This window comes from Phaeobacter sp. (assembly GCF_022825805.1).
GTDB lineage: Bacteria > Pseudomonadota > Alphaproteobacteria > Rhodobacterales > Rhodobacteraceae > Phaeobacter.
The window spans coordinates 1-9503 of sequence record NZ_JAJDWC010000112.1 but is presented as its reverse complement, the minus strand read 5'-3'; the positions used below and the strand labels follow the sequence as shown (position 1 = coordinate 9503).

General features: G+C 54.8%; 9 protein-coding genes and 1 pseudogene. 9 read left to right on the top strand and 1 reads right to left on the bottom strand.

Going from position 1 to position 9503, the window contains the following annotated elements:
• The 8 genes and pseudogenes from Q0C28_RS12840 to Q0C28_RS12805 all read left to right on the top strand — a co-directional run.
• Positions 1 to 139, top strand: a pseudogene (locus tag Q0C28_RS12840) (IS5/IS1182 family transposase); the annotation flags it as partial.
• Between the two features lie 270 nt (positions 140 to 409).
• Positions 410 to 1762 (top strand): extracellular solute-binding protein, encoded by a 1353-nt coding sequence (locus Q0C28_RS12835; protein WP_293576416.1) that lies wholly within the window; start codon positions 410 to 412, stop codon positions 1760 to 1762.
• 58 nt (positions 1763 to 1820) lie between these two features.
• Positions 1821 to 3122, top strand: a complete 1302-nt coding sequence (locus tag Q0C28_RS12830; protein WP_293576414.1) for a carbohydrate ABC transporter permease — start codon at positions 1821 to 1823, stop codon at positions 3120 to 3122.
• A gap of 12 nt (positions 3123 to 3134) precedes the next feature.
• A complete protein-coding gene (locus Q0C28_RS12825) occupies positions 3135 to 3962 on the top strand; it encodes a carbohydrate ABC transporter permease (protein WP_293576412.1) in 828 nt (275 codons plus the stop codon).
• Positions 3962 to 5011, top strand: coding sequence for an ABC transporter ATP-binding protein (locus Q0C28_RS12820; protein WP_293576410.1), 1050 nt, complete (start codon positions 3962 to 3964; stop codon positions 5009 to 5011). The genes Q0C28_RS12825 and Q0C28_RS12820 overlap by 1 nt, the downstream gene beginning before the upstream one ends.
• 29 nt (positions 5012 to 5040) lie before the next feature.
• Positions 5041 to 6429 (top strand): glycerophosphodiester phosphodiesterase family protein, encoded by a 1389-nt coding sequence (locus Q0C28_RS12815; RefSeq protein ID WP_293576408.1) that lies wholly within the window; start codon positions 5041 to 5043, stop codon positions 6427 to 6429.
• Positions 6426 to 7445, top strand: coding sequence for a LacI family DNA-binding transcriptional regulator (locus Q0C28_RS12810; RefSeq protein WP_293576406.1), 1020 nt, complete (start codon positions 6426 to 6428; stop codon positions 7443 to 7445). The genes Q0C28_RS12815 and Q0C28_RS12810 overlap by 4 nt, the downstream gene beginning before the upstream one ends.
• Positions 7438 to 8220, top strand: coding sequence for an inositol monophosphatase family protein (locus tag Q0C28_RS12805; protein WP_293576404.1), 783 nt, complete (start codon positions 7438 to 7440; stop codon positions 8218 to 8220). The genes Q0C28_RS12810 and Q0C28_RS12805 overlap by 8 nt, the downstream gene beginning before the upstream one ends.
• A gap of 114 nt (positions 8221 to 8334) precedes the next feature.
• On the opposite strand, the gene Q0C28_RS12800 is transcribed toward Q0C28_RS12805, so the two are convergent.
• Positions 8335 to 9066 carry a LuxR family transcriptional regulator gene (locus tag Q0C28_RS12800; protein ID WP_293576402.1) on the bottom strand — a complete coding sequence of 244 codons (732 nt, stop codon included), beginning with the start codon at positions 9064 to 9066 and terminating at the stop codon, positions 8335 to 8337.
• A 92-nt stretch (positions 9067 to 9158) separates the two neighbouring features.
• Between Q0C28_RS12800 and Q0C28_RS12795 the strand changes: the two genes are divergently transcribed.
• Complete coding sequence (locus Q0C28_RS12795; RefSeq protein WP_293576401.1) at positions 9159 to 9440, top strand: hypothetical protein; 282 nt, start codon at positions 9159 to 9161, stop codon at positions 9438 to 9440.
• The last annotated feature ends 63 nt before the right edge of the window (positions 9441 to 9503 follow it).

Sequence of the window (9503 nt, the reverse complement as noted above, 5' to 3'; positions counted from 1 at the left end):
CGAGCGGTTCTTTGGCAGGCTGAAAGCCTCGTTCCGTCGCATCGCAACCCGATACGAAAAGACGTCACGCAATTTCCTGTCGATGATCAAACTGGCATCCGTCAGACTGTGGATCGAGTTTTATGAGTCGGCTGCCTAATGGGATCTTTCGGTGTGCGCCGTTTCCGATTGTAAGCGCAATTCTGCATTTCTTTGAAATTTTGTTGACACAATGCACACGTGTGCATTTCAATGAGATTGCTTTGGGAGGAAGACTGTTACCAAGATCACCATTTTTCAGCGAATTACCTTGCTGAAACGGTGGTCAAAGAAAAATCAGTCACTGTCACATTGGTTAAATGAATCGAAGATACGCAGACTTTGCACATCTGTTCATATGTGTTGCAGCCTGACAGGGAAGGGATCATCCATGACCACAAGATTGTTAAAACAAACCACCGCTGCGCTGATTTGCAGCACGCTCGCACTGCCCGCATTTGCCGAAGATGTCACCATCACGGTCTGGGCGGGTGGCTCAAACGATGCGGATGCTTATCGAATTGAAGCGATCAAAATTGCCGCTGACATGTTGGAGCGTGAGGCCGCCATCGACGGGCGCGAACTGTCCATTACCGTCGAAGGGAAGCGTGATTTTGGCGGTTGGGAAGAATTCAAACAGGGTGTCACGCTCGCAGCCGAAGCGGGATCTGCGCCAAACATCGTGGTGACCAGCCACCTCGACATCGCGCCGTGGAGCCAAGCCGGCTACATCGTGCCGGCCGAGGACTATCTGGACTTTGACGCCTGGCCGTTGAATGACCTCTATCCAAACCTGCTGGAGATTGCCGCTTATAACGGTATCCAATGGGGCCTGCCTCAGGACGCGGAAAGCCGCCCGTTCTTCTTCTGGAAAGACACAATGCGCGGCGTTGGCTATTCGGATGCAGATATCGCTGCGCTGCCTGCCAAGATCGAGGCTGGTGAATACACACTTCAGAATGTTCTGCAGGACGCAAAAAAAGCCGTAGATATGGGTTTGGTCGAAGAAGGCTATGGCTTCTACCCGCGCCCTTCAAACGGACCTGATTACGCGCAGTTCTATCAGTCGTTTGGTGGTGTTCTGGAAGACCCTGAAACCGGCAAGTTGCTGCTGGACAAGGCCGCGATGGAAGCGTTCTTCCAGTTCTTCGTTGATGCGGTTGACGCAGGCATCACCCGGAAGAACCATCTGGGGACAGACTGGGGGCAGTGGTATTCAGAAGTCGCCAACGGCAAGGCAGCGACCTGGCATGGCGGCACTTGGCACTATGCCCGGTACACCGGAAAAGAGGGCAACGAAGACTTCTTTGGAACGATCGAATTTTCCCTGATCCCTGCCGGCAATGACCAGGGGCGTGCCAACACGATCACGCATCCGCTGGTCTATCTGGTGACAGATCAGGAAAATGATGATCATGAAGAAATCGCCGCTCAATTGGTGAAGATTGCCTCAGAGCCGCGTTTGAACGCACTGCATGCGATCAAATCTGCTCATCTGGGCATCAGCCGCCAGCAGTCCAACATTGAACTTTACAGCAACGATCGTTGGGCGACCGAAGCAACAGAGCGTTTGTTGACAACGGCCAATGCACAGCCAAACAACCTGGATTACGGCGCCTATTCAGAGGCCATGTTCAAAGGCTTGGAAGCTGCATGGACCGGTGTCAAAACCCCCGCAGCGGCTGTTGCTGAACTGGAAACCGAACTTTCGGCCAAACTCGGCGACAACCTGATCGTTCGATAATCCAGCTTTTCGCCGGGGCTGCGTGACGGTCCCGGCATCCCCCTTTTCGGAGAAGACCATGCCCCGCTTCAACGCGCTTGGGTTCGGATTTCTGGCGCCGGCAATGATCGTTGTGACGCTGTTTTTCCTCGCCCCTGTCATCCTGACAGTGTTCTTTGCGTTTACCAATATGTCGACATCGACCGGGATCACCGGAGGAGAATACCTACTCACGCAATCCAGCTTGCGGGAGGTTCGGGCAAGGTCTGTATCAGAAGAGACGGTCCAAAAGCTGGAAAGCACCGTTTACGCGGTAGACGAAGCAGGCCTGGCCCGGCTGGCCGCTGCGCGGGATGCGGCGACCGCTGATGAATTGGCGGCGTTACATGGCGGGGCGGAGTTCACCTCTCGCCGAGAAATGGAACGCGCGCTGAAAGATCTGCGAGAAAATCGCATTCGATCCACTCGTGATCGCAAAACACTCGCCGATCTCTTCACCACCAGTGTGATGGACGAGCGCTTCCAAACCGAAACCGAATTTCGCACGGCGCTGAGCGCGGCCAATATTTCCGAACCAGATCAGTCAGAGCTGGTTGAAGTCGCTTATACGGGTTGGACGTGGACCACGGAAAACATGCGACTGTTGTTCTCGCTCGACAGCTCTTGGCGGTATGCGGCCAACACTGTTTTCTATGTCGTCTTGACCCTGTCCTTCAATGTCGGATTCGGCCTTTTCCTGGCGATTTCAACGTTCTACCTTCCAGCGCCGATTGCGAACACATTCCGGACCATCTGGTTCCTACCGCGCATTTTGCCGCCAGTTCTTTATGTGCTGATGTGGTATTGGCTGACCTGGGATACCGGGATCATTTCATCTTTCATGGGGCTGTTTGGGGTCTCACCCCGCAATTGGATGCTCGATACAGCAACCAACGCCTGGGTCGTGATCATCCTGATCAACGGGTTTGTTGGTGCCTCTTTGGGAATGATCTTGTTCTCCTCAGCGATCAAAACCATCCCGGACTCGATGCTCTATGCCTCCGAAGTGGATGGTGCAAACCGCTGGCAGCAGATCCGGTTCATCATTTTGCCACAGCTGCGGTGGCCCATCCTGTTCACGTCGTCTTATCAGACGCTCTCGCTGCTCACGTCGTTTGAATATATCCTATTGGCCACCGATGGCGGGCCAGGTGGTGCGACCGAGGTTTGGGCCTTGGCCGCCTATCACACGGCGCTGAACAACTATGGCGGCAATCTGCAATACGGTCTGGGCGCAGCATATGCATTGGTTCTCGTTGTCATCGGCATCGTGACCAGCGCGCTTTACCTGAGGTTTTTCAATTTCAAAGAGCTCGTCTCCAAACCACGGATTGAGCAGTAGAGGACGTTTGTGATGACATCGAATTTTCGGGCATTTCCGATTGTCGCTCTCTTAACCATTTTGTCACTGCCGTTGGTTGTGATGTACGGTTTCACCATCCTGGACTCGGTGACAGATACGGAACCGGGCAGCCTGGTGCCAACCGAGTTCACAGTGCACCATTGGCGGTTTCTGTGGGACGACACCACTGGCCGCGGATCGGTTTGGACAGCGACGTTGAACACTTTCATCTTCGCAGGTTCAACCGCAGCGATTGTCTGCGCCACATCCCTGACATCGGCTTACGCCTTGTCTCGGTTGAACTTCCCGGCGCGGCGCTTTTTCCTGGCAGGGGTCATCATCTTGCATGCCTTTCCAACTATCACCTTGATTATTGCAATCTTTCTTATCCTGCAGTTTCTGGGTCTTTTTGACACGCTCATCGGTGTGATCATGGTCAAGGCCGCGCTGGAACTGCCCTTTGGGATCTGGGTGATGAAAGGGTTCTATGACACGGTGCCCTGGGAAATCGAAATGGCTGGCGTGCAGGATGGCGCGAGCCGTTTCATCGTCTGGCACAAACTGGTTTTGCCGCAAGTGCAGCCCGGACTGTCGGCACTCTTGATATTTTCTTTCCTGTCAGGATGGAGCGAATTCATCCTGCCGCTCGTGCTCGCGCCGGGCAGTGATGCGCAGGTTCTATCGACGTATCTGGCGTATTTCCTGCTCGATGACAGCCTTGAAGTTGACTTCAACCTCTTCAAATCGGTGGGTCTCTTCTATGCCCTGCCTGTTATCCTGATCTATCTGATCTTCCAGAAAAAACTCATGAACATCTACGGTGGGGGCTCGAAAGGCTGATGCAGCTTAGGCTTAAAAACTTCACAAAAACCTTCGACGGCCTGACCGTGATCGACAACCTGGATCTGACGGTTGAGAGCGGGGAGATGATGGCGCTTCTTGGCCCGTCAGGCTGCGGCAAGTCGACAACCTTGTTTACGATATGCGGCATCCACAGGATGAACGGTGGCACCTTGCATTTTGGAGAGCGTGACGTTTCTGATCTGCCCTCACAAAAGCGCAACGTTGGTGTCGTGTTTCAGAACTACGCGCTGTATCCCCATATGAACATTCGAGAAAACATTGCGTTCCCGCTACGGGTCCAAAAATTGGACACCGCCACAATCAACCGTAAGGTTGGGGAAATTGCGGAACTGGTTCATATTCCCGAATTGCTGGGCCGGCGCCCCGCGCAGTTGTCTGGCGGTCAACAGCAGCGGGTGGCTCTGGCTCGGGCCTTGGTACGGCAACCGGATGTCCTGCTTTTGGATGAGCCTTTGGCAAATCTCGACGCCAAGCTGCGCTTGGAAATGCGTTCAGAGATCCGGCGCATCCAGCTGGAGACCGGAATTACAGCCATCCTCGTCACTCATGACCAAGTCGAAGCAATGTCGATGTGTGACCGTATCGCACTGATGAAAGACGGTAAAATCGTTCAGCTCAGCGCACCGGATCAAATGTACAATGATCCTGTCGACACCTTTGTCGCCGGGTTCTTGGGCAACCCGCCGATCTCTTATTTAGATGCGAATGTAGCTGACGGACAGTTCCAAACCGGTGGTGGTGGCATCGCCATTAGCGATGCACTCAAGCCGAAAGTCAGCGGGCAAATCCAGCTTGGCATTCGGCCAGAATATTTTGGCCCACAGTTTGGATCAGGTCTGCAGGGCAAGATCAGTTTCGTGGAAACACAAGGTCGCGAAGATCTGTACAATGTTACGCTCTCCAATGGTGCGGTTTTGCGGTCCATCCAACCCTCTGGCCGTCGTTTGAAGCTCGGCGAGACAGTGGACTGGGGCGTTGATGCCGATCATGCGCTGGCTTTCACCACAGACGGGGCCCGCATTTGATGTCAGACTGGCTGTCCAGATCCAAACCCATGTCCATCGCCCATCGCGGGGCCAGCGCCTATGCGCCTGAAAACTCTCTCGATGCGTTTGCGCTGGCGGCGGATCTCGGCGCGGATATGTGGGAGGTGGATCTGCATCAAACGGCCGACGGCAACCTCATCGCATTTCATGATTTTCATCTCGCAGATGGGCGCAGTATCGCGTCACTCTCGCTCGATGACATTCGAGCGGCATCATCTGCAAACCAGGCACCGCTGCTGACGGAAGTTATCGCGCTTGCGCAAGCGCGGGGATGCGGTCTCTACGCCGATATCAAAGCCACGAACGCGGCGGCTGCCGTATCTGACATGCTGCAGGACGCAGGTGTCGAACGGGCCATTCTGGGTGCATTCGATCCGGCTGCGGTGCGGGCGCTGCAAGATCACAACACCCCGTATCCGATCGCGGCATTGGTGCCTGTTGGCGTGGATCCCTTCGATCTGGCCGTCAAACCGGATATACTGCATCTGTGCTGGGAGAAAATGGACCGACCTCAGGATCTGTTGGATCAGGCATTTTTTGCGCGCTGCGCCGAACGGGGCCAGAAAGTGGTGCTGTGGCATGAAGAAGACCCAGCAAGAATGGCGGAACTGCGCCGCCTTCCAGTGTTGGGGATCTGTTCTGACCGGCCAGAGCTGGTCAACCCGGTCTCATCCGGTCAGGGACTGCAGATCGTCTGCCACCGCGGCGCAAATAAAATCGCGCCTGAAAACACGCTATCCGCCGCGCATGCCTGTTTTGCCGCAGGATTCAGCCATGTGGAAATCGACGTTCATGTCACCTCAGACGATGAGCTGGTCGTTCTGCACGACCCCACATTGGACAGGACGACCAACGGTCACGGACGGGTCGGCGATCACTCGCTCGCACAGCTTCGCCAGTTGAGCGCCGGAGGTTGGTTTTCGCAGCACTTCGCCCCAGAGAAACTTCCAACACTGGATGAGATGTTGGATCTGGCCAAATCCTACTGCAGAAAACTCTATATCGAGTTGAAATCCGCCCCTGCCGATCTGATCTGGAACCGGGTCTGCGCCCATGGAATGCAGGATCGTGTATTCTTCTGGTCTTTCGTCACCCAATCACTGCTGGACCTGCGCGGCCTGTCGGAACAGGCCCATATCATGGCCCGCCGTCAGGATTTTGACAGTTTGGAACAAACACTAGAGACGTTTATGCCGTCTCTTGTAGAATTTACCGTGACAGAGAGTTGGGCCGATTTCCCGGAACTGCGCCGCCGTGGTATCCCCATCATGATTGCCTATGGAGGGGAAGAGAGACAGGTGTTGGAGCGGATTGCCGCTGCCGCACCCGACATGGTCAATCTCGACCAACCGTTTCTTTTTGCACAGATCTGTCGCGAAAAAGGAGTAGCGCTTTGACCGATACACCAGAAAAGCCTGTTACATCTTTCGATGTTGCACGTCGCGCTGGTGTGTCCCGCTCGATGGTATCGCGCGCTTTCACCGAAGGTGGGAATATCTCGCAAAAGTCGCGCGAAAAAGTGCTCAAAGCTGCGCAGGAGCTGGGATATCGCGTCAATTTTCTGGCTCGTGGATTGCAAACACGCCAGTCAAACCTGGTTGGGATCGTTGCATCCTCCCTTGATACGCCCTTTCGGTCCAAACAAGTGCGGCTCGCAGCTCAGGAATTTATCAGCCATGGGTACCGGCCGATTTTGCTGCCGTTTGAACCTGACGACGATATCGAACATTGGCTCTCGGTCATGTTGAATTATAGCGTCGCTGGCGTGTTGGTAACCTCTGCCACCCCGTCATCAAAAATCATCCAAGAGTGTCACCGCCTGCGCATGCCCTTGGTTCTGATCAACCGCGGTCAGACACAGGACATCGCGGACACGGTTCAGATCGATGTGGCCCAAGCCGGCGAGTTGGCGTTCAACATGTTGACCAGATCGGGCCACAAACGTCTCGCAGTGGCCCATCCGCGCAAGCCCTCTTACTCGGTTACAGGGCGCGCGACGGCCTTTATCGACAAATGTCACTCAGAACAGATCCCAGTCAAAGAATTCATCGCATCCAGTCAAAGCTACGAGGCTGGATATGATATCGGCGGCAGCATTGGTCTCGCGCTCGACCAGATTGACGGCTTGTTTTGTGCCACCGATCTGATGGCCCTTGGCGTCATGGATCGGTTGCGGGCAGATTGGAACGTCCGCTTCCCCGATGATCTGCAGATCGTTGGTTGTGATGACATCGACCAGGCGGGCTGGGGGTCGTACCGACTGTCAACCATGCGCCAGGACGCGGGCGAACAGGTGCTCGCAGCTGTCGGGCAGATGTTGGACCGCATCAACAATCCCGAGGCGCCAGCACGACATTTCAACCAAAGGCTTACTCCTATTTTTAGAAACACAACAATGAGTTATCATGACTGATACCTATTCGACCCGATTGGGTTTTGCGAAATTTCTGGCGCAAGAAGCAGGGTTCTTGGCGCAGAAACTGTACCGGGAGCGAGAGGCCGATTTTGTCTCCACCAAAGGGTTGCAGGACTTCGTCACCCAAGCAGATCGCGCCGTGGAAGCGCATATCAGATCCCTTCTGCTGCGGCATTTTCCGTCGGATGCGATGCTGGGAGAGGAAGATGGGTTGATGGGGGACAGCTCGTCCATCTGGGTTGTCGATCCGATTGACGGTACCGCCAACTACATGCGGGGCCTGCCGGATTGGGCCATCTCGATTGCATTTTGCTGGGAGGGAGAACCCGAAGTGGGCGTGATCTTTGCCCCCGAACGCAACGAGATGTGCTGGGCGGTGAAAGGGCAGGGGGCATTTTGCAACGATCAGCCCATTCAGGTGTCGGCTTGTGCAGCACCCGATCAGGCGCTCCTGCTGTTGGGGCGCTCCGCGCGAGGGTCGCTTAGCGCCTATCTGGATCTTGTGCGCAGCGTCATCGACAGCGAAATGGAATACCGGCGCAACGGGTCCGCCGCCGTGAGCCTGATGGATGTCGCCCAGGGCCGCGCCGAAGGCTATTATGAGGCACATCTCAACCCCTGGGATGCGCTCGCCGGTGTGATCATCATTCGCGAGGCAGGCGGGATTGTCCGCTGCGCCAAAGGCGCTGAAATGCTGACAGCGGGCAGCCCGGTATTGGCACTGGCACGAAACCTAGATGGCAAAGTGCTACAAACCTTGGCCGTTGAGTGACAGGTTAAATTGGTCAGCCAGCTGACTGGATGACCATGCCTCGGACCCAACTGGGCCGCTCGGCACTGTGCTTTCAACAAATGCCTTTGCGTGTATGGGCTTCGGAGAACGCAGCTATGTTCTCTGCCTGTTGATGAACAGCCTCACGGCATCATGGTTGTTCGTTGCGCCGAGTTTGCTCTTTGCATTTTTGAGGTACAGGCGGACTGAGGGTTCTTTCAGACCAAGCTCCTCGGCGATTTGCTTCGGGCGCAATCCTCTAGACAGCATCTCTAACGTCTGCATCTCGCGCGGGCTCAGGGGGCGCGCGATGTCGTGATGGGTTTTGCCTTTTCTCCACGTTTCAAACCGGGCGTTTGCGACCAGGCAAAGCGTGCGCAGGTCATCGACCAGCGGCATCACACTTCTTTCGAAATCATATCGCATCATGGCGTTACCCAAAATGAAGCCACCATGTCTGCCCGATCCTTTCAACGCGGTCGGGATTCCTATTCCTGCTCGCCAATCAAACTTGCTTACGGCTTTGATGTAGTCGCGCGCGTGATCGTCAATGTAGTGGCTATTGAGATCCAGATATTCCGATCCGACCTTTGTTGGCTCGAAAGTCGCGCAGCAGTAGGTGACAAATGGTTCAGAGAAATCAGGGGTCTTCGCCAGCTCACTTGGCCATGCATTTGGCAAGGTCGATCTCACGTACCAATGCGGCGGGTCGCCATCATCTCGCGTTGCGTAGATCACTTTGTCCAGTTTCAAACGCGACAGTGTATCCACCAAGCGCACCCAGGCAGCCTCAGCAGATTTGGCGGTCTCTATCCCATAAGCGCATTCAAGCAGATCACGTTGCATCTCGAGCTTTTGATATATTAAGTCTGATATATTGCCAATCCCGATGCTGTGGAACGATGATACCCGAAGCATAAAAGTTTCGAGCAGTTTGAATGTATAAGTTTATAAATGCCTGCATCACTTTGGCAGCTCTCATCTGCCTTTGGGCCTTCCAAATAGGTGCCGCGCAGGCTCAGGGATCTTCGAATGTTATCATCGTCTTCGACGCCTCAGGTTCCATGTGGGGCCAAATCAACGGGGTGACGAAGATTGAAATTGCGCGTGAAGCATTCGCGAATGTGCAAGCCCAGTGGAACGATATACTTAGCGTCATCGAACTTCCGAGTTTTGATGAGTTGACGTCATGCGTGAAAACGGTTCAGTTAGGCTCATGATCCGCCCCGGTTTTCTTACCCCTTCAGAGCGTCGAGAGCTTGAGGCTTGCGTGCGCAGTCATC

Bases quoted from the DNA above. Each gene is read 5' to 3' on its own strand.
- Q0C28_RS12835 (WP_293576416.1), top strand. From the start codon at position 410: ATGACCACAAGATTGTTAAAACAAACCACCGCTGCGCTGATTTGCAGC.
- Q0C28_RS12830 (WP_293576414.1), top strand. From the start codon at position 1,821: ATGCCCCGCTTCAACGCGCTTGGGTTCGGATTTCTGGCGCCGGCAATG.
- Q0C28_RS12825 (WP_293576412.1), top strand. From the start codon at position 3,135: ATGACATCGAATTTTCGGGCATTTCCGATTGTCGCTCTCTTAACCATT.
- Q0C28_RS12820 (WP_293576410.1), top strand. From the start codon at position 3,962: ATGCAGCTTAGGCTTAAAAACTTCACAAAAACCTTCGACGGCCTGACC.
- Q0C28_RS12815 (WP_293576408.1), top strand. From the start codon at position 5,041: ATGTCCATCGCCCATCGCGGGGCCAGCGCCTATGCGCCTGAAAACTCT.
- Q0C28_RS12805 (WP_293576404.1), top strand. From the start codon at position 7,438: ATGACTGATACCTATTCGACCCGATTGGGTTTTGCGAAATTTCTGGCG.
- Q0C28_RS12800 (WP_293576402.1), bottom strand. From the start codon at position 9,066: ATGCAACGTGATCTGCTTGAATGCGCTTATGGGATAGAGACCGCCAAA.
- Q0C28_RS12795 (WP_293576401.1), top strand. From the start codon at position 9,159: ATGTATAAGTTTATAAATGCCTGCATCACTTTGGCAGCTCTCATCTGC.